At 52.0% G+C, this 18,473-nt stretch carries 22 protein-coding genes; 14 read left to right on the top strand and 8 right to left on the bottom strand.

Annotated elements, in window-relative coordinates; all coding sequences use genetic code 11:
• Both ACREAY_RS02630 and ACREAY_RS02635 read right to left on the bottom strand, forming a co-directional pair.
• On the bottom strand, positions 1-551 hold a 551-nt coding region (locus tag ACREAY_RS02630; protein WP_431754209.1), incomplete at its 3' end, for a hypothetical protein.
• 37 nt (positions 552-588) lie between these two features.
• Positions 589-1,068 carry a hypothetical protein gene (locus tag ACREAY_RS02635; RefSeq protein WP_431754210.1) on the bottom strand — a complete coding sequence of 160 codons (480 nt, stop codon included), beginning with the start codon at positions 1,066-1,068 and terminating at the stop codon, positions 589-591.
• A 155-nt stretch (positions 1,069-1,223) separates the two neighbouring features.
• On the opposite strand from ACREAY_RS02635, the gene ACREAY_RS02640 reads away from it, so the two are divergent.
• Positions 1,224-2,552, top strand: coding sequence for a glycosyltransferase family 2 protein (locus ACREAY_RS02640; RefSeq protein WP_431754211.1), 1,329 nt, complete (start codon positions 1,224-1,226; stop codon positions 2,550-2,552).
• Between the two features lie 4 nt (positions 2,553-2,556).
• On the opposite strand, the gene ACREAY_RS02645 is transcribed toward ACREAY_RS02640, so the two are convergent.
• Positions 2,557-3,777 (bottom strand): sialidase family protein, encoded by a 1,221-nt coding sequence (locus ACREAY_RS02645; RefSeq protein WP_431754212.1) that lies wholly within the window; start codon positions 3,775-3,777, stop codon positions 2,557-2,559.
• A gap of 100 nt (positions 3,778-3,877) precedes the next feature.
• Positions 3,878-4,411 (bottom strand): inorganic diphosphatase, encoded by a 534-nt coding sequence (gene ppa, locus ACREAY_RS02650; RefSeq protein WP_431754213.1) that lies wholly within the window; start codon positions 4,409-4,411, stop codon positions 3,878-3,880.
• Between the two features lie 122 nt (positions 4,412-4,533).
• Here ppa and ACREAY_RS02655 point away from each other — a divergent pair, with 122 nt between their 5' ends.
• From ACREAY_RS02655 to ACREAY_RS02675, 5 genes are all read left to right on the top strand, one after another.
• Positions 4,534-4,842: an AbrB/MazE/SpoVT family DNA-binding domain-containing protein gene (locus tag ACREAY_RS02655; RefSeq protein ID WP_431754214.1), complete on the top strand. Its 309-nt coding sequence runs from the start codon at positions 4,534-4,536 to the stop codon at positions 4,840-4,842.
• Positions 4,839-5,219 (top strand): putative toxin-antitoxin system toxin component, PIN family, encoded by a 381-nt coding sequence (locus tag ACREAY_RS02660; RefSeq protein ID WP_431754215.1) that lies wholly within the window; start codon positions 4,839-4,841, stop codon positions 5,217-5,219. The genes ACREAY_RS02655 and ACREAY_RS02660 overlap by 4 nt, the downstream gene beginning before the upstream one ends.
• A gap of 65 nt (positions 5,220-5,284) precedes the next feature.
• Positions 5,285-8,512, top strand: coding sequence for an isoleucine--tRNA ligase (gene ileS / locus ACREAY_RS02665; RefSeq protein WP_431754216.1), 3,228 nt, complete (start codon positions 5,285-5,287; stop codon positions 8,510-8,512).
• 289 nt (positions 8,513-8,801) lie between these two features.
• The gene (locus ACREAY_RS02670; protein WP_431754217.1) at positions 8,802-9,137 is read left to right on the top strand and encodes a hypothetical protein; all 336 of its coding nucleotides are present in this window, start codon (positions 8,802-8,804) and stop codon (positions 9,135-9,137) included.
• Positions 9,138-9,175: 38 nt separating this feature from the next.
• Positions 9,176-9,322 carry a hypothetical protein gene (locus ACREAY_RS02675; RefSeq protein WP_431754218.1) on the top strand — a complete coding sequence of 49 codons (147 nt, stop codon included), beginning with the start codon at positions 9,176-9,178 and terminating at the stop codon, positions 9,320-9,322.
• Here ACREAY_RS02675 and ACREAY_RS02680 read toward each other — a convergent pair whose 3' ends face one another.
• Entirely contained in the window at positions 9,323-9,823 is a 501-nt protein-coding gene (locus tag ACREAY_RS02680; protein ID WP_431754219.1) for a dual specificity protein phosphatase family protein, read from the bottom strand. It abuts the gene before it with no gap.
• Between the two features lie 73 nt (positions 9,824-9,896).
• On the opposite strand from ACREAY_RS02680, the gene ACREAY_RS02685 reads away from it, so the two are divergent.
• Positions 9,897-10,079, top strand: coding sequence for a zinc-domain-containing protein (locus tag ACREAY_RS02685; protein WP_431754220.1), 183 nt, complete (start codon positions 9,897-9,899; stop codon positions 10,077-10,079).
• Positions 10,080-10,717: 638 nt separating this feature from the next.
• On the opposite strand, the gene ACREAY_RS02690 is transcribed toward ACREAY_RS02685, so the two are convergent.
• Positions 10,718-11,806: a diacylglycerol/lipid kinase family protein gene (locus tag ACREAY_RS02690; protein ID WP_431754221.1), complete on the bottom strand. Its 1,089-nt coding sequence runs from the start codon at positions 11,804-11,806 to the stop codon at positions 10,718-10,720.
• Between the two features lie 81 nt (positions 11,807-11,887).
• On the opposite strand from ACREAY_RS02690, the gene ACREAY_RS02695 reads away from it, so the two are divergent.
• Entirely contained in the window at positions 11,888-12,289 is a 402-nt protein-coding gene (locus tag ACREAY_RS02695) for a hypothetical protein (protein ID WP_431754222.1), read from the top strand.
• 96 nt (positions 12,290-12,385) lie between these two features.
• A complete protein-coding gene (locus ACREAY_RS02700; RefSeq protein ID WP_431754223.1) occupies positions 12,386-14,170 on the top strand; it encodes a thiamine pyrophosphate-dependent enzyme in 1,785 nt (594 codons plus the stop codon).
• Between the two features lie 451 nt (positions 14,171-14,621).
• On the opposite strand, the gene ACREAY_RS02705 is transcribed toward ACREAY_RS02700, so the two are convergent.
• Positions 14,622-14,951 carry a hypothetical protein gene (locus ACREAY_RS02705; RefSeq protein WP_431754224.1) on the bottom strand — a complete coding sequence of 110 codons (330 nt, stop codon included), beginning with the start codon at positions 14,949-14,951 and terminating at the stop codon, positions 14,622-14,624.
• A gap of 150 nt (positions 14,952-15,101) precedes the next feature.
• Here ACREAY_RS02705 and ACREAY_RS02710 point away from each other — a divergent pair, with 150 nt between their 5' ends.
• The gene (locus tag ACREAY_RS02710; RefSeq protein WP_431754225.1) at positions 15,102-15,416 is read left to right on the top strand and encodes a hypothetical protein; all 315 of its coding nucleotides are present in this window, start codon (positions 15,102-15,104) and stop codon (positions 15,414-15,416) included.
• A gap of 248 nt (positions 15,417-15,664) precedes the next feature.
• On the opposite strand, the gene ACREAY_RS02715 is transcribed toward ACREAY_RS02710, so the two are convergent.
• On the bottom strand, positions 15,665-16,072 hold the full coding sequence (locus tag ACREAY_RS02715; protein WP_431754226.1) for a response regulator: 408 nt from the start codon (positions 16,070-16,072) through the stop codon (positions 15,665-15,667).
• Between the two features lie 276 nt (positions 16,073-16,348).
• Between ACREAY_RS02715 and ACREAY_RS02720 the strand changes: the two genes are divergently transcribed.
• The 4 genes from ACREAY_RS02720 to ACREAY_RS02735 form a co-directional block, all read left to right on the top strand.
• Positions 16,349-16,768 carry a universal stress protein gene (locus ACREAY_RS02720; protein WP_431754227.1) on the top strand — a complete coding sequence of 140 codons (420 nt, stop codon included), beginning with the start codon at positions 16,349-16,351 and terminating at the stop codon, positions 16,766-16,768.
• Positions 16,769-16,978: 210 nt separating this feature from the next.
• Positions 16,979-17,146, top strand: a complete 168-nt coding sequence (locus tag ACREAY_RS02725) for a hypothetical protein (RefSeq protein WP_431754228.1) — start codon at positions 16,979-16,981, stop codon at positions 17,144-17,146.
• A 351-nt stretch (positions 17,147-17,497) separates the two neighbouring features.
• Complete coding sequence (locus tag ACREAY_RS02730) at positions 17,498-17,746, top strand: hypothetical protein (protein WP_431754229.1); 249 nt, start codon at positions 17,498-17,500, stop codon at positions 17,744-17,746.
• A 456-nt stretch (positions 17,747-18,202) separates the two neighbouring features.
• The coding region (locus ACREAY_RS02735; protein ID WP_431754230.1) for a hypothetical protein at positions 18,203-18,473 on the top strand (271 nt) is incomplete at its 3' end.

An 18,473-nucleotide genomic window follows, 5' to 3' on the forward strand; every position in this document is an offset into this window, starting at 1 on the left:
GGGTTGAGTTCCCTGATGGCAGGGTCGTCCCAGCGCGTTATGTTGCCCCGGAGGACCGCGCCCAGTGTGGCGGGGTCAAATTTCAGCCCCGACGGCACGTCTGGAAAGCCCGGCACGTTGTAGACCAGGGCCACGGCCTGCGGGCTGACCGGCAGAAACGTAGAGTTGGCGTATGTAAAGCTGCCGCCGGAAGGCAGCCTCCCCATCACCGCCATGTCGGCAGAGTGCTGCGCAAGAAAGCCAGAGATGTTTGAATGCACCACCGCGATGCCGGCGTCGTCGACGTCGTCTGTATAGCTCACCTGCGCAGAAACTGGGCCTTCCATGTTGTACCGCGCGGCCCACTTTTCCATGATGGGCAGCGCGGAAGGCGTCGACAGCACGCTTGCCACCGGCCTTGGCACCGTGCCGGTGCCGTTGGTAGAGTTGCCCGGCGAGGTGGCGTTGCCGTCCGGCGCCCTGCCAGTAAGGGCGGAGCCGGCCAGCAGGGCAACTGCGATGGCCGCCACGACTACAGAGGCAAGTACGGCCCACTTGGCCCCGCTATTCATACCGTATAATTGTAGAGAAGATAATTAACGACTTTCGCTACCGGTGCCTCCGCATGCTCCGGATGGCAAGGTAGTAGAACACCGACGCGCATGCCAGGGCGACAGGGTACCACCACACGACGCCGTAAAACGACAGCTGGAGGGGCGTCATCACGTCCTTGGGCCACTCTCCAAACAGCACCCAGTAAAACAGGTCTTCAAGCCAGATGAAATTCAGGATGTTGCCGGCGCCCCACGCAAGGGCCTGCTTTCTGGCAGGGTTGCTCGAGCCGAAAAAGAGCACGTCAAAGAAGGGGTTGAACGAGATGAGCGTCGCCAGGATGAACATCAGGACGTGGTAGAAATACAATTGCCCCACAAGGTGCAGGTTCAGCGGATAGGCCAGGATGCTTATCCCAAGCGGGCTTGCGAGCAGGGTGTGCTCTATCATGCCGTAGACCATTGCAAAGATAAAGACAGAGACCGCGGAGGTGAAATTAACGGCGCGAATAGACACCTGCCTGCCAAATATCCCCAACCGAAACATTGCCGCGGCCCGGTTTCCATACTACTCCATCCCTTTTATCTCTACAATTAGGCGCGACCCTAGGTACGGGACCCTATTGGAAAATAATAGAGGAAAATATCATCGCGGCGCATGACTCTTTTTAATGATAGAATCCTAATTTACTGTTGTTTGATAATATTGCGATAATCGTCGCCATGTTTTTCTGGCTCTCTTATGTCCCGATTGCGATACTCTCGCTTTACAGGGTGATAAGCAACCGAAAGGTGTTCGTCGAAAAGCAGGTGGGGCGTGCGCGCACAAGCGCCCCCATAATATTCCAGATAACGACCCGCTCTGCAACCAAGACGCACGTGGTAAAGCGCGGCATAGAGTCGATACTGAAATCGGCCCACAAGGTGGGATATTACAACTACCAGGTCTCTGTCGTCACCGACGACCCGGACGATACAAGGACGCTAAAGGGGATGAAATGCGAAGTAATAGTAGTCGACAAGGCGTTCCAGACAGACGCGATAAGGAAGGGCAGGGCGCTGCAGTACGCGGTAGAGCACCGGCGCAGGACGAAAAAGAACAGCGAAAAATACTGGGTCTTCCACATGGACGACGAGAGTTACGTGACTCCGCAGACGGTGCTGGCTCTCTTGCAGGCGACAGAGAGGGACGAGGTCGCGTCAGAGGGGCCCATATTTTACCCGTTAAAGTTCGAGTCTGCAAACAGGCTGACTGCGCTTGCCGAGTCGATAAGGCCCTTTGCGTGCTATGACTGCGTCTCGCAGATGACAAACCCGCCGCCTTTGCACATGCACGGCAGCAACCTGCTCGTCAGGTCCGACGTCGAGGACGCGATAGAGTGGAAGTTCGGGCCGACCCTTGCCGAAGACCAGATGTTTGGCTACAAGATATATGAAAAGTACGGGCCCGGCTCGATGGGCTGGCACGGCGGCGCGCTGCTGGAGCAGCCGCCGCTCAACATCAAGGACCACTTTTTCCAGAGGCGCAGGTGGGTGCTCGGGACGCTCCAGAACGGCAACAAGTTCCCCATGTGGCACAGGTTCAAGCTGCTGTACAAGTCTATAACGTATTTCCTCGGGTTTGCGTCTGCCGTCGCCTCGACAGCGTTTGCCGCGTACAACTATATCCCGGCGCTGCTTTCGCCGTCGACTTATGTCAGCGACATCGAGGAGACGCTGGCCATGTTTACGCTGCAGCCCGCGGTCATCGACCCCGTCGAGATAGGCATAGGGGCCGTGCTTTTGTTCACGTCGCTGGTGTGGCTCTCTTCGTACCAGCTGGGGCTGTACCTGAACCTCAGGTACTCTGACATCAGCTGGAAAAAGAGGGCCAAATATCATTTCCAGACTCTCATCCTCTGCCCCATCATAGGACTGGTCGAGACGTTCCCGGCTTTCTGGGCCATGATAGAATACAACGTAAAGAAAAAGAGCGAGCCGGCAAAGGCCCCGGTCTATGACTTTTACGTCGTGACCAAGTGACCGGTCACAGGCCGCCCTTTGCGTAGAGTATCTCATGGTTGCCGGTCGTCAGGTCCTCCCACGAGACAAAGATCTGGTTTCCAGCCGTCGATACGGTCGGGCATTCGGATATCCCCGCGTTGTTGCTGAGGTTGGCGGCTTTGGCAAAGGTCCGGCCACCGTCCACGCTCGATGTCAGCAGGATCTCGTGATTTTCAGACGACAATGCGACCTGGCTTGCGACGTGGATCGCGTATTGCTGTCCGGAAAGTGGCATCACCACCAGCTCTACGTTCAGGGGATCTTTGATGCCGATTGGTACAGGGCCGGCAAACGTGTCCCCGCCGTCGCCGCTCCGGGCATAAAACAGGTCGTCGACTTTAGCCTCGTGCAGGCCGCCCCATATCACGTGGACGTCGTCTTTGTATGCTGCTACCTGCGCTTCGCCAACGGCGTTGTCGCCATTCAATTTGATGACTTTGGAAAAGGTGTCTCCACGGTCGATACTCTTTACATGATACAGCGCGGATTCGTTGGCAACTGTCCACACGATGTGAACCGCGTCGCCGTATGCCGCTACCTTGGGAAATGATTCCGGACCTGCGCCGTCTGCAATGGCGACGGGGGCGTCAAAAGTTTCTCCGCTGTCGTGGCTTGCTCGAAATATTACGGCATCGTCATTTGCCTGCCACACCAGGTACACGTCGCTGCCAAAAGCTGTCATCTCTACGTTGTAGCTGTCGCCGGGCTCGCTCAGGGTGATCGGCTCGCTGTAAGAGGTGCCATCCTCACTTTTTGCAAAAAATATTTCTCGCCTGACGGAAGGATCATCGGTCCAGGCGACGTACACGTTGTCATCAGATACTGCAAGCTGGGGATGCTCTGAAAACCCCGCGTTGTTGCTCAGGTTGACTGTATCGTTTTCAAAAGTGTCGCCCCCATCCCGGCTGCTTTTGATAAATATGTCATAGTTGCCTCCGCTTATGGATTCCTGCCATGCCACGTGCACATTATCGCCGGTGGCAGCAATCTGGCCGTAGACGGAATCGTCAGGGTTCTCTGTCAGGTTCGTCACGCTACCAAACTTGGCAGTTGCAGTAGTAGCGTTTTGCAAGTTGTTGACATCCTTACTTGCAGTGAATGAGGGCGGGCTTTTGCCAAGTGGAAGAAAGCTCAGCAGTGAAAGACCTACTATTATCAGGACTGCGGCAGACAGCGCTGCTACTATCAGGGCGGCACGTTTCATAGACACAATGTCACTTTCAGGTATATTACAATAGAGCAATTAGGTTTCAGAAAATGCCTGCCGGCCTGACGCAAGGCCGGCCAATTGCACGATAGAAACTCTACTTTTTGTTCCTGTAGCTTTCCATCGCTTCTCGGATCTTGCCCTTGGCAGTCGCCGCATCCTTCCAGCCGGTGACCTTTACGTACTTGCCCTTTTCAAGCTCTTTGTAGTGCTCGAAAAAGTGCTTGATCTGGTCCTGTATGTGCTGCGTGACGTCGTTGATGTCCTTGACGTGGGAAAACGTCGGGTCTATCTTGGCCACCGGCACCGCCACGACCTTGGCGTCCTCGCCTTCCTCGTCTGCCGTTATCAGCACGCCCACCGGGGTCGAGCGGATGACAGACGACGGCACCACCGCGTCGTTGCCGAGGACCAGGACGTCCACGGGATCGCCGTCCTTTTCCTTTGTCTGCGGGACAAAGCCATAGTTGCACGGGTAAAACATTGCGGTAAAGAGCTTGCGGTCGACAAACAGCGCGCCGCTCTCTTCGTCAATTTCGTACTTTATGTTGCTTCCTTTCGGGATCTCGATGACGACGTTGATCTCTTCCGGCGGGTTCTTGCCGGCCTTTAGCGTGTCTACAAGCGCCAAGCTATATCGGCATTTGCGGGCGCTTTTTAAGATATAATCCTATTGGAGCCGGGCGAGTAGTTGCGAGCATTCCCTCTGCCGTTCACCTAGGAGCTATGCATATAAGGTAAGAAAGTAAGAATATGTACGAAATCATGACCGCCAGCGAAGAGGCAGACGTAACAGTCGTTAGCAGCAAGGGCCAGATAGTGATACCCCAGTCAATAAGGAAGAAGCTGGGCATTGGTCCCAAGACAAAGCTGTTGATCTACGGCTATAATGACGCGGTCATAATGAAAAAGCTCGACGTGCCTGACGTGCTAAAGGACCTGGAAAGGATATACAGGAACGTAGATGAAAAGGCAAGGAAACTCGGCATCCTGTCGGACGAAGACGTTAGCGATATTGTCCAAGAAAGCAGGAGAAAAAGGCGTTCAGGCAGACAGTCATGAAGATAGTGCTGGATACCAACGTCCTGATCTCGGCCTTAATTCATGACGGAAAACCCCGGTTTCTTTTATCAGAAATACTGCGCAGGCAAGAGCTTGTAATCTCCAGGGAAATCCTCAAAGAAGTCGCAGTTGTGGCCGAAGAGGAAAGAATCAAGAAATATGTCAGCCGGCGCGACGTTGCCAGTTTTCTAAGAGACATATCCAGCTCGGCCAGGATAACAAGGATAAGGTCGAGGTTCTCGGTTGTAGAAGAGGACCCAGATGATGACGATCTTAAGGACGGCGTACGACGGCAAGGCGAAGTATGTTGTTTCAGGAGATGGACACCTTCTCGGCTTGGGAAATTTCCGCAGGATCAGGATAGTCACTGTCGGTGAAATGATAGAAATCCTCAAGGACTAGCCAAAGATATAAACGGGTCACGCAATCGCTTTCCGCATAGATGGAATTCAACGCCCGTTTCGACGCCAAGGCGATCGAAAACGAGGTTCGCGCTCATCTCAATAACATCGACCTAAAGGCGATGCTCGAAAACGAGCTTGCCGGCAGGCCGCTGGTAGGCTATATCGAGGGCCCGCCCACAATGAACGGCGAGCCGCACGCAGGCCACCTCCGCGGCCGCGTCATAAAGGACCTCTGGTACCGCTTTAACACGCTGCGCAAGAACAAGGTCATTTTCAGGGCAGGGTGGGACACGCAAGGGTTGCCAGTCGAGTTGGCGGCAGAAAAAGAGCTAGGGCTCACGGGCAGCAAGGCAGAGAACCTCAACAAGGTCGGCATAGAAAAAATTGTAGAGACCTGCAAAAAGATGATCCACGCGTACAACGAAAAGTGGATAGCGATGGACAGCCTGCTTGGCATGTCGTTCAACTATGAAAAGGCGTACTGGACCTACAAAGACGAGTACATCGAGCGGGAATGGCAGGTCCTGAAAAAGGCGTGGGAGAGCAACATCCTGACAGAGTGGTACAGGGTAGTCGCGTACTGCCCGTCCTGCCAGACTTCGCTTTCAAACTCGGAAGTCAACCAGGGCTATGAAACGGTAGAGGACCCCTCGTTCTATTACAAAGTAAAGCTGTCAGACGAGGACGCCTATCTCATAGTCTGGACCACCATGCCCTTTACAATCGTAACAGACGAGATGGTTGGAGCCAAGCCGGAGGCGAAATACTCGTACGTCTGGGTAACGAAAGAGACGAACGCCGGTGGCGAGCGCTGGATCGTAGGCTCTGATCGCCTGCAAGAGCTGATGAAAGAGCTCCGGATTGAAGATTACAGAATTGAAAAAGAGGTCACGGGCAAAGAGCTTGACGGCCGGCACTATATCCACCCGTTACTGCAAATGATACCGGGGCTCGACGAGCTTGCCAAGAGCGGATCGATTCACTTCGTAGTCGCCGAAGAATTTGTAGATGTCGCGACAGGCAGCGGGCTCGTGCACCTGTCGCCGGCAAACGGAGAAGAGGACTTTGAAATAGCGCACAAGCGAAACGTCCCGATATTTGTCCCGATAGACGACCGCGTCATCTTTACCGAAAAGGCAGGCGCCTTCAAGGACCTGTTTGTGCGCGACGCAGACGTAAAGGTGTTTGAAGCAATGAAGGCAGCCGGCGCGTCGGTCAAGATGGGCCGGCTGAAACACCAGTACCCGACATGCTGGCGCTCGCACCACAAAGTCGTGTGGCTCGCCCGGCGCGAGTACTTTTACCTTATCGACAGGATGGGCGAGAGGCCAGCACAGGCGGCGCAAAAGGTAGAGTACTTTTTCGAGCAACCCAAGAACAGATTCATAGAGATAATCAAGGAGCAGCACCCCTGGTGCATATCGCGCGAAAGGGTGTGGGGAACTCCCCTGCCGATATGGTCGTGCGGCAAGTGCGGACACAAGGAGCCGCTGTTTTCGAGAGCAGAGATTGTAAAGAACGCTATCGATTTGCCGGACGGCCCGGACTTTGAGCTGCACCGGCCATGGATTGATAGAATCAAAATAAAATGCGCAAAATGCGGGGCAGAGATACAGCGCGAGGCGTTTGTGCTCGACACGTGGCACAATTCCGGCGCGGCCCCCTACGCGTCCCTTAACGACCAGGAATACAATGACCTGATACCCGCGTCGTTCCTGACGGAAGGGATAGACCAGACCAGGGGATGGGCATACACCCTGCTGATGGAGGGCATGATAATGAAAGGCTCGGCGCCGTTCCAGTCGTTCCTCTTCCAGGGACACGTGCTGGACGAAAAGGGCAACAAGATGAGCAAGAGCGTCGGCAACGTGATTGAGGCAAGAAAGCTGCTGAGCGAAAACCCGGTTGATTTGATACGCTTGTATTTCATGTGGAAGTCGTCGCCCATCGAGGCACTCAATTTCAGCCTCGACGAGATGAAGACCAGGACCTATCAAGTTCTGAGCACGCTCCACAACCTCCACGTCTACTTCAGGCAAAACAGCGAGTTTGACCATTTCGACAAGGGCAGGCATACGCTGCAATGGGTCGTCGACAGCAACCTGATGAGCCCGACAGAAGTGTGGCTCCTGTCAAAGCTGCAGGGTTTGATGACAGACGTCACCGATGCGTTTTCGCGCTGCAGGTTCCACGAAGGCGCCAAGGCCATTGACAGCTTTATCATCAACCACCTGAGCCAGACATACGTCCCGTTGACGAGAAACGTCATCTGGGACGACAGCGCCGAGAACCTAGACAGGCGCCTTGCAGTTTACGCGGTCCTGGCGCACGTGCTGGAGAAGATCGACGTCATGCTCCACCCGCTGTCGCCTTTCATCAGCGAATACATGTACCTGGCGTGCTTTGGCAAGAAAAAGAGCGTGCTGCTTGAAACGTGGCCAGAGCGCGACGACAGGCTTGCCGACGCAAAGGTAGAGGGCGCGTTTGACATGATAAAGGAGATAGTGTCACTCGCAAACGCGGCGCGCAACCTCGCCAGCCTGAAGAGGCGCTGGCCGATAGACGACGCGACCATCTGCGGCACGCAGGCGGAACTCGAGATGCTAAAGGTGGACGGCGTGGCCGAATCTTTGAAGGGCCAGCTCAACGCCGAGCAATACAAAGCCGTGCAAATAACAGGCGGCTCGCAGCTCGACAGGGCGTCCGGCCTGCTGGCAGCCAAGATGCCCATCGTCGTTAACGTCGGCCTCGTGAGAAAGAGCGTCGCGCCGAGGGTAAAGGCCGACATCAACGCCGTCCTGAAGGCGTTTGAGGGAGTCGACAGGCTGGCTCTCGTGTCTGCGCTCAAAGCCGACGGCAAGTACGCGCTCGCATACGATGAAAAGTCAGTAGACATCTCGCCTTCCGACGTCGACATTGCGTACAAGGCCGCAGAAGGCTACTCGATGGCAGAGCGGGGCAACCTGGCTGTGTTCATATCGACCAGGCGCGACAAAGGGCTGATAGCAAAGGGACTGCTGCGCGACCTGGCAAGGAACCTGCAGCAGCAGAGAAAGGAGCGCGGCTATAATCCGACTGACATCTTGCCGGCGCTCTACATCGCAGGTCTTGACGACGAGGAGATTGCCTCGCTTTCAGCCATGAAAGAAGAGATGATGTACCTGGTGCGCGTCAAGGCGGCCGTGCTGTCAAAGGAGCGGCTTGAAAACGTCAATTATAAAGCAGTAGAGATAGATGGCCGTGAATTCCGGATATCTGTGGAATGAATTTCTGGTAGGGCTGGAGCCGGCGCAAAAAGATCGCATTAGTCGCGCTGTGCGCGCTCGCAGTCGCCATACCGGACATCCTGTGGCTTGCCGTGTTGAATTAATTTAGTTCACCAAATTGTATGCAATTTTGCTGCTATAACGTAATAACGTCTAGCCGGCTTTTTGTTGTTATTCGGGGGAGCTAGAAGTTTGCTAGCAGTACTGGCAAGTAAGGATAATTTGAACGCCAGGTCAACATTTGTTGGCGCATCATCCTAAATAGATATTTTCCCCGGAATATCTGCAATTGACCAACGAGCAAGTAACCCTTGACAGCTGGGTCCTCGACAAGTTGCGGGAGAGGCTGCGCAGGGCGTCCATCATTGCCACGAGGACGGGTAGGCCTGTAGTATTGTACAGGCACACGATAGAGGAGATCGACCAATCGGCAGAAGAAGAGATAGCCACCGTCAATGAACAGTATGTGGTCGTGCAGGTGATTACGCACGGTGGATTCATCCCGCCAAATTTTCAGCAGCAGTACGTCTTTACGTTTGAGCAGTTCCCAAAGTGGATAATGAGGCGCAGCAACGAGCTTTTGGCGATGTGCATTGACACGCTCGACCAAGAGATCTCGGACTAATTAGTTCAAATATCGCCCATCCTGATATTACAGCCAGTATGGCCAAGTATGACGGCATAAAAAATCAGGAGCTTCTCGACGTCGAAGAGACCAAGAACGAGATCACGCTGATCTTCAAGGACAACAGGTACCTGTTTGTCAAGCTACAGAACGGGCAGCTGGTAATCGACTCTGTCCCCGAGTAGTCATTTTTTATTCTTCAGGTATTTTTCATACATCTCTATCGCCCACTCTTGCGCCTCTGACTGTATAGAGCCGGGGCGCATCGACCGTATCCTGTCGATGGACTGCCGGGCGCCGAGGCCCTCTTTTTTCACGAGATAGGAGGCCAGGATGACGCCGGTCCTTCCCTTGCCGGCGGCGCAGTGCACCATGACGGGCCGGCCGCTATTTATCTCGCATTCGATAAAGTCGACTGCGCGGTCTATCTCTTCAAGTTCCGGCGCGCCATAGTCGTCGACCTGCAGGTGCATGTAGCCGATCTTGTCGGTCCACGCCGGTGGCAGGGCGGATTCGCGCACGGTGACTATGGACTTTACCCCATGCTCCAGCAGCCAGCCAAACTCGTCGCTGCTGACCGGGAGGCCAGAGCCGGCGAGCTTGTCCTCTATGACCCACCCAAAGTTTGTGGGCCTTTCAGACATCATGCTGTGAACGCGCCGGTACATGTCGCCTATCTTTGTCAACTGCAAATTATCGGTTTTTGGACCTTATAACATTATGCAAAAGGCAAATATCCTCGGCTTTTGAAAATATGTCGTGCTTGAAGCCAAGTGCCCCGAGTGCGGCAGGAAGGCGCAGGTGGACGACGACATGGAAAACGTGAAATGCCCGCAATGCGGCTTTACGGCAAAATATGACGACTATATCGAGATAATGAAGGGCAAGGCGGTGATGATGTCTGACGACTTTCAGAACAGCTGGGACAAGAACCCGTTCTAAAGTCCTACCTTTTCTACGCGGTCCGAACAGCGCCGCAATTTCCCTGCAGCGATGACAGGGCGGCCATACGTGTCCACCAGCTTTTTCTTGCAGTCAGTTCCCATCATAATCAGAGATCTTTTGCACGCCAAACAGCAGCACCTTCCGGTTGTATGGAATGAGCTCCGCGCAAGGGATTGAAAAATCGATGTCCAGGGTGTTTGACAATGTCGAAAAAAGTTATTGCGAGTCCAGCGTCCTATAGGTCACGCCGTTTTCGCGCAGCACCTCACAATCATCTTCTGATACCACGTAGTGCCTTTCCCCAAGGTAGCTTATGGGAGAACTCTTGTCAAACAGCACATTGAACCCACGGCACTCGTCATTTTCCGTTGGAAATATGACTTAGCGATGGACCGACATTGACTGGTACAGATATGGACACTTGCAAGATAAACGCATAGTTTCAGTTTACCAGGTGCTTCCTTTTTCGGAGCAATCCATGTGACTTCCACAGTTTGGGCATATCAAATGGCATGCTGTCATGTTCTTCATTTCAAAGCCGCACCGGAGGCACTCGACAGCTTCCTTGGATTCCGCCACGCCGGAATTTCGGCAGTCGGGTTTTTAACCCTTTCAATCATGCCGAAAAAACGCAATCACATCTTGATGGTCAACGCACTATGAAGAACCTCAAAAGTTGCAGGCAGAATACCGATAGGCTCGCCGTCCACCGTGACTGTCACGTCCCTTTCTTTTGATTTGATAACGACCTTTTTGGCCTGGCCGTAGAATATCTTGTCTTCTTCCTGGTAGTCGCCCTCTTTCATGTTTACCAGCTCGTCAAGGACCTTGAGGCTGCCAGAGTCCTTTAGCACGACGACGTCGAGCAGGCCGTCGGCCATGTCTGCCTTTGGGGCAGCCTTGAACCTGCCGCCCAGGAACTTGCCGTTGGACACCATCGCCATAGTCATGTTGGTGACGATCTTTTTCCTGCCCCGGCCCGTGCTCAGCAGGACTTCGCACATGTTGCTCTGGTAGGTAGGCACCGTTGCGATTATGCCAGCGACGGTCGACAGCAGGCGGCTGTTCACCGCCTTTCTGACCTTCTTTGACCTGTCGATTATCTCGGCGCCAAGGCCGATTTCGGCAGCGTTCAGGAAGATCCTTTTTGAGGACGTAGAATAGTCTGCGTTTGTTACTGTCGCGGCTATGACGTCTATCTTTCTCGGTGTCCCGGAAGAAAACGCGCGGCAGCACTCTACCACCCCTTCAGGCATGCCCATGGACTTTGCCAGTACGTTTCTCGTGCCGCATGGGACGAGTGCCATGATTGCGTCAGGGCTTACCGCCTTCAGTGGCAACGGCGCGGCGTTGGCGGCAAGCGATTTGAGGCGGAGGTTCCGGCCCGTCGAGTCATCATCGCCCGGCACCTCTATCGGCTCAAAAAAGCCGTTTGCGACTTCGTTCAGCGTCCCGTCGCCCCCTATCGCCATGATGCTCTTGAACCCCCTTTTCAGGTACTTTCTTGCAATGACGGTGCCGTCGCCCGGCTTTTTGCTGAGGACCACCTTCAGGTTTTCCCCCAGGACCTGCCTGATGCTGGCATACAGGGATTCCCAGTTCTTGCCAGTCAGGCCGCTGCACGAATTTGGGTTCACAATTACCAAGGTCGCGTCTGCGGCGCTTTTTCGCATCTTTCTCAGCGGCATCCTGTCGGCAGGGATGTCAGTTTGTAAAGACCGCATTGCGGTACATAACGCGCAGGCCGTATTTCTGGCTTAGCTCCAGATTGCTTAATAGCGTTGCATGGTAACTTACAGCATCCTTTGGCTCCCGATTTAGCCGAGATAGAAAAGATGGCAGACGAACATGCCAAGCTAAGACAGGCACACGGAGGCAACGACGCACGCCTTGCCGAGCTGGCCGCCAGGATAATCGACGCCCTGTCTTCCGAGGGCTTTGCCTTTCCCTTGCGGGACGAGGCGTTAGTCAGCGACCGGACGACTACGTACGTATACGAGAACGGCGCGGCCTACCCAAAACTCTATGACTTTCTTTCAGAAATATTGCACGCACCCGTCCCCATAGTCGTTAACGAGGCAAAATTCGGCCCCGGGGAAATAATCGTCGGCGCCGGCGAAAAAGACAAGGCGGATGCCGAGCTGCAGTCGGCAGTAAAAGAGTTGCAGAAACTGGTCCACGGCAAAAAGACAAAGGCGACCCAGTAAAGACGGCAGGCTTTTCTTGGCCGTTTCAACCAGGGCGCACGTAACTGAAGCGCAGCCTTATTGGCATGAAAAGTCAATACATCACGTGATGCATGGTTGGTAAAGACAGCCGACATTGTTACAGAATCATTGCTTGACTGGGGCGTTGAGGTCATCTTTGGCCTCCCCGGCGACGGCATCAACGGGTTTATCGAGGCGTTGAGGCGCAGGAGCGACAAGATCCGGTTTGTCCTGGTCAGGCATGAAGAGTCGGCGGCGTTCATGGCATGTGCCTATGCAAAATACACGGGCAAGCTCGGCGCGTGCGTGGCGACTTCTGGGCCGGGGGCAATCCACCTGCTCGCAGGTCTGTATGACGCCAAGGCAGACGGCGCGCCGATCGTCGCCATAACTGGCAGCACCTATTCTGACATGATGGGGTCGAGCTACCAGCAGGATGTCGACCTGCTCCAGCTCTTCTCCGACGTTACGGTTTACAACAACATGGTAAACAGCCCCGAGCACGCAGAGATGGTCGTGGACATTGCGTGCAGGACGGCGCTCGCAAAAAGGGGCGTCAGCCACCTGACCATCCCGATCGACGTGCAGGAGAAAGAGCTGCACGGACAATATTCAAGGCACAAGGTCCCCGGCCACACGTCTGACGCCTTTGCATCGCCGGCGACGATGCCGGACATAAAGCTGGTCGAGCGCGCTGCAGAGATCCTGAACTCGGGCGAAAGGGTCGTGATGCTGGTCGGGCAGGGGGCGCTGGGCGCCACTGACGAGGTGATAGCGGTTGCGGAAAAGCTGGGCGCGCCCATAGTCAAGGCGCTGCTGGGCAAGGCGGCTGTCCCCGACGACCACCCGCTCTGCACTGGAGGCATCGGCCTGCTCGGGACGTCTCCTTCAAGCGACGCTATGGCAGAAGCTGACACCCTGCTGATGGTCGGCACGTCGTTTCCTTACATCGACTACCTTCCAAAGCCAGGCCAGGCGAGGGGCGTCCAGATCGACCTGTTTGCCGAAAAGATTGGCCTGCGCTACCCAGTCGAAGTCGGACTGGTAGGCGATTCCAGGCTGACCCTTGCGGCGCTCCTCCCCCTTTTGCGCGACAAGGAGGACCGGCATTTCCTGCAGTCGAAAAAGGAGGCGATGAAAGGGTGGACCGACCTGCTGCGGGAGCGCAGCGGCAGGACTGACACGCCCATGAAGCCCCAGTTCATTGCAAGGGTGATCTCGGAAAAGCTGGAAAAGGACGCCATAATTTCGGTGGACAGCGGGACCAACACCATCTGGGCTGCCCAGTACATCGACGTAAAGAGGGGGATGAAGTTTTCCCTTTCAGGCACGCTTGCCACGATGGCGGCCGGCCTGCCCTACGCGATAGCGGCCCAGATAGCGTACCCTGACCGGCAGTCTGTGGCCTTTGTCGGCGACGGCGGGTTTACCATGCTCATGGGCGAGTTTGCCACCGCGGTAAAGTACGGCCTGCCGATAAAGGTCGTAATCATAAAGAACAACTCGCTTGGGATGATCCGGTGGGAGCAGCTGGCCTTTCTTGGAAACCCGGAATACGGAGTAGAGTTTGCGCCAATAGACTTTGCCAAGTTTGCAGAGGCATGCGGCGGCAAAGGCTACTCTATAACAGACCCCGGCGACGCAAGGTCGATAGTCAGGGAGGCCATGTGGCAGGACAAGCCGACGATAATCGAAGCATACGTAGACCCGTTTGAGCCGCCGATGCCTCCAAAGGTCGATCCGGCTTTTGCAAGCAACATGGCAGAGGCTTTTGCAAAGGGCCAGCCGCACGCCAGGAGGATAGGGTTGACCATATTTCGGGACCAGGTGCACGAGGCGCTGCGAAAGGTCCATTCGCACGAAGACGAAGACAGGCAATGAGAACGGGCCGTTTATCAGATAATAAGCGTGCTTGTTACTGAGCCTAATCCCGCCGCCATGCCTTGGGATAAATCCATATTTGCCGTCAAGTACCTCAAGAAAGCACCAGCAGCAAGCTGCTGGCTCTTGACTGGACTATGCTGAGGAAACTGGGCTATTCAGCTTGTCTTGCACGTCTTTTGGCAATGTCTCGAATTTTGATTTTGCTAGTGTTGCAATCTGGCTTTCTTCGATCTTGGCGGTGCGCAATAGACTTGTTCTTGCGTCTGCATTAGCATCGTTGTACTTTGTTGCTGTTTGTGCTTGTGACATGCATACCAAGTATGCGTGCATCGCACTTATTACTTCCTCCGTCAAATAATAGCCTGCATACTAGGATGCGGCACAAAAAATGCCCTTGCTAGACTATACGACCTGCCATCATTTTTGCAGAACAAAAGAGTTGGAAATATCATCTCAGAGTTTCTGCATCAGATGGTTCTTGAACGGATTGGAGCATGTACAGCATCTTTTTGATGTATTTCTGCTTTGACGGGGTTTCAACCAGTTTCTGTTGATAAAAATCAACTAAATGGGAAATGAAGCATGTCATTTCCTCCTTGCTTTCAGGCAGGTTGGTGAGTATCCATGAATACCAGTAATCTACTAAAGCATCTTCGCCATACCTTTTTTCCAGCTCTACAACGGCTGCAAAATTGGCATGACATTTTCTGCATAAACCTCCATGGGCATCTGCGTATGACTTTGTTGCAAGATGACCACATCTGGCTTTCTGGAACACGGCAAGAGTTATGGAGCAAAAAAGAAATATAAACGATAACTAGGAGAAAAAGATGGAATTTATACTATAAACAAAAGTAATCATCGAGTTACCTAAGCAAATGACCAAGGTCTTATTAATCATGAAGCGCATATTAACAATGTACAAAACATGTCTGACGTAGATTATAATGCAGAAGCAGGGGAGGGCTATCTGGAAGGCGCTTCAAAGTTTAAGCCCATGAAGGTCGAAATGAAAGTTTCAAACGTAAACAAAGACCAGGTTCACTACTGGGTAAACGAAATCGCAAACCAATATGCTGATTTTGTTGTGACAAACGTAAACACGGGAAGCGACAAGATATCTTTTGACATAGGCTCGCCCAGCATGAGCGACCTGACTGCGCAGGACATCAAGTTCAGAATGGAAGAATATCTAACCATGAACGTGCCTCCTTTTGAGCTCAAAGAGTTAAAGGTACAGTAAGCAACAAATACCCTTGCAGGAGCGTCATTCTTGCCAGCTAATGCTTCGGGTGCATTGTAGACCAGTTGCAATATCCGGAGAGGTCAACCATATACATGTAAGTTTATGGACACACTTCCCTTCAGCAGTTTTACGTTATAGTAGTTCTTTTGGCCTGCTACCGTCATAACGAAGGTAATGATTAGGTCAGCTATAGCTTTTGCGAATTGTGGTTCTGGCAACTTATCGGGTGATACTTCTGCCCTAGCTCATTCTCGCTTTGCTGAAACCATTGCTGATTCAAGCAGCATCGAGTTTACTTTGTTAATCATGGTTTCAATGCTTAATGGCTTCAGAGCAAATGCGTCAGCGCCATAGTCCATTATTCTGGTCTTTTCTTCTGACAGGTTTTTGTCTGCCAGAACAAAGATCTTTACCTTTAGGCGCATTTTCATGACATTTTGGATAAGCATTACGCTCCTGTCTGCTGCTATATTGCCATTTACAACAATCGCATCAATAACGTCGTTCAGCTCCTTGACTTTGTCGATACACTCGGTGGCCGACAGCGCCTGATGAGTTTCATAGCCATCCATCATGAAGGCGCTTCGAATGTATGCGTTAAGTTCTGGATTGTTGTCGCAGACTATAACATGTGGCGTCTTGTTCTTGTCCAAGTCATGAATATTGCAAGAATCAAGCCTATTATCTGCTGCTAGAAGGTTTTTCCGGTTCTGTCTAGCCAGCTAAATCCTGTGCATCATTACCTACGTTATGCGTACAAACTCACGAGGGAAAAGTGGGATTCCCTTTTTACTCTTTGTCGATAAAAGGGAACGCCCCCTTTCACGTTCATTTTTGTGCCGCATCCACGTTAGGTTGTACGCTATGATTTGTTGGAATTCGATTCTAACTGCCACCAACAATATTAGCAACGATCGCCTAATCATTTATTGTTCTCAAGAATTCTTGTTGCAGTAGACGGGTCCGAGTCTGCAAAAAAGGCGTTTGAAAAGTCTGTATATTTGGCACAAAGGTGCAATTCAAAACTAGACATAATCCATGTTGTGGATGATTCTACATATGGCGGAGATAGTGCCACCACATTTGACCTAATTGAAGAGCTTGAAGAAAGGGGCAAGAAACTATTGGAACAATGCAAGAGTCAGGCTACGAGAAATAACGTCCCAGTAGAAACATTGCTGGAACTAGGAGATCATGCTCAAGTAATTATTGATGCTGCAAACAAAAATGATTATGATTTGATCATAATGGGAAGCAGAGGATTGAGTGCTTTTAAGGAATTACTCCTTGGCGGTGTTTCGTTCAAGGTCATGCATCATGCCAGATGTCCGGTTATGGTTGTAAGATAAGATCAGTTTCTAAATTCCTTGTTGATAAATAGGGATCCCTCCACCTTGTGCGTAAACTCGTGCCGCTTTTTTCATGGCACAAAATTGGCGCTAACGGTTAACAATGTACGGCATCTGTACGTACAAAAATGGATATTGGAGAAGGCGTTCTTTTACAAATGCGTGAACATTTTCTTAACGGTTTAATACTTGACGTTCCATATTAGAAATATGGAAGAGCTTGCCTTCAGATCAAAGGCGCTGCAATACGCGGTAGGAGTGCTGCAAGCCAAGAAGAATAAAGAGAATCGGAAAGAGCTTGATTATGTCATCAACATTCTGAATGAAAAAATGAAGGCACTTGAAGAAGAGAAAAGAGAGAAGATTGGCGTAGCATAAAGATATTGCTTGACAACTAAAGTATGTTAGCGGCAGTTGTCTCTGGTGAGCGGCGCAAAACAACGGAGTCCATTATGGAAAAGAAGCATCTCGTCGGAGTTTGGGAGCCCGCAAATAAGCGGCGCAAACCCTCGAGGGAAAAGTGGGGTTGTATTTTTATCGACAATGCGCGATATGAAGAGACACATACATTCTATAAACAATTTTGTACTAAAGGTTAATTCTCATATAATACAACCAAAAAACCATATTTGTCAACTAATAATTGGCTTTTACTTGTATAAAGCCGTGCTTCCTAATATTCTACGATTACTCGCACGGCTTTTGTAAACAAGGGTCGTTAGACTAGATATGAGAACAGAAATGATGGCAGCATCATCGTCATCAGAAAAAGTCTTTCGCAGGCCTTCGTCAATAGCGATTGCAGTAGCCATAGCGATATTGATAGGGGCAGTAGCAGCGGGTGTCGTTTCGCTTGCATTGATCGTGGGTTCCCTTGACACAGAGAAGCCTGTCGTGTACGGGATTGGGACTTCGCCTAGCGGCACTGTAAAAGCATACGGAGACCAGGACCAAAGGCTTCTGCTATTCTCAAGATAGAGATGGAATTTTGATCATCCTTTTCTTTTCCCCCTTTAACGTCATAGTAGTCATTACTTTCGCACATGCGGCCAGCCATAGGGATTACATGGAGCGTCAGATTTTTATGCTCAAACGGGGGATCCCTATTTTTACTCCTTGTCGATAAAAATGGTTTCCCCCCGCTTTACGCTCAGAAATCTGACGCTTTCGTAAACTGTAAAGCTATGTAGGTTATACTAGGGAGCATAACGGAAGTAAGCACGGAGAATTAGGCCGCTTTCTTATCCGGCAATGGGCGTTAGTAGAGATTACAGAGGTAATGCGGAAAGAGTGCTGTTGCCAAAAGTTAATTATCATGTGACAGGAGAGGCAAATACGTAGTGGACATATTCAGAATGTTGAATGAGCGACGAGTTCTTGTCATTAAGAAGGTGTTATTCATCTGAGAATCACTATCATCGGAGCTACGATAGCTTGACCCATTTAGAAACAATAAGGAAGACATTGCTTGATCCGGGAATAAGAACCGTATTTGGAATACTTCTTGTTCCTCTGCCTCTTGCTCTCGTCTTCTCTTTTTCTAACACAATACTCAAGACTATCAATGATTGGTTTGGCCAGACTGGCTCGTCAATATTTCTTTTCTTTTTTTTCTTTATCTTTCCTCTTACCGTTATTTATCTAGCAGCAGGCTTTTCGAGATTTCTTTCTCTTCAAAGATACTTCGAAAAATACGATGAAGAAG

This window comes from Nitrososphaera sp. (assembly GCF_050748925.1).
Classification (GTDB): domain Archaea; phylum Thermoproteota; class Nitrososphaeria; order Nitrososphaerales; family Nitrososphaeraceae; genus Nitrososphaera.

Coding starts and splice junctions, on each gene's coding strand:
- ACREAY_RS02690 (WP_431754221.1), bottom strand. CDS start 11,806: ATGCGGTCTTTACAAACTGACATCCCTGCCGACAGGATGCCGCTGAGA.
- ACREAY_RS02725 (WP_431754228.1), top strand. CDS start 16,979: ATGGAAGAGCTTGCCTTCAGATCAAAGGCGCTGCAATACGCGGTAGGA.
- ACREAY_RS02710 (WP_431754225.1), top strand. CDS start 15,102: ATGTCTGACGTAGATTATAATGCAGAAGCAGGGGAGGGCTATCTGGAA.
- ACREAY_RS02645 (WP_431754212.1), bottom strand. CDS start 3,777: ATGAAACGTGCCGCCCTGATAGTAGCAGCGCTGTCTGCCGCAGTCCTG.
- ileS (WP_431754216.1), top strand. CDS start 5,285: ATGGAATTCAACGCCCGTTTCGACGCCAAGGCGATCGAAAACGAGGTT.
- ACREAY_RS02660 (WP_431754215.1), top strand. CDS start 4,839: ATGAAGATAGTGCTGGATACCAACGTCCTGATCTCGGCCTTAATTCAT.
- ACREAY_RS02655 (WP_431754214.1), top strand. CDS start 4,534: ATGTACGAAATCATGACCGCCAGCGAAGAGGCAGACGTAACAGTCGTT.
- ACREAY_RS02675 (WP_431754218.1), top strand. CDS start 9,176: ATGGCCAAGTATGACGGCATAAAAAATCAGGAGCTTCTCGACGTCGAA.
- ACREAY_RS02730 (WP_431754229.1), top strand. CDS start 17,498: ATGAGAACAGAAATGATGGCAGCATCATCGTCATCAGAAAAAGTCTTT.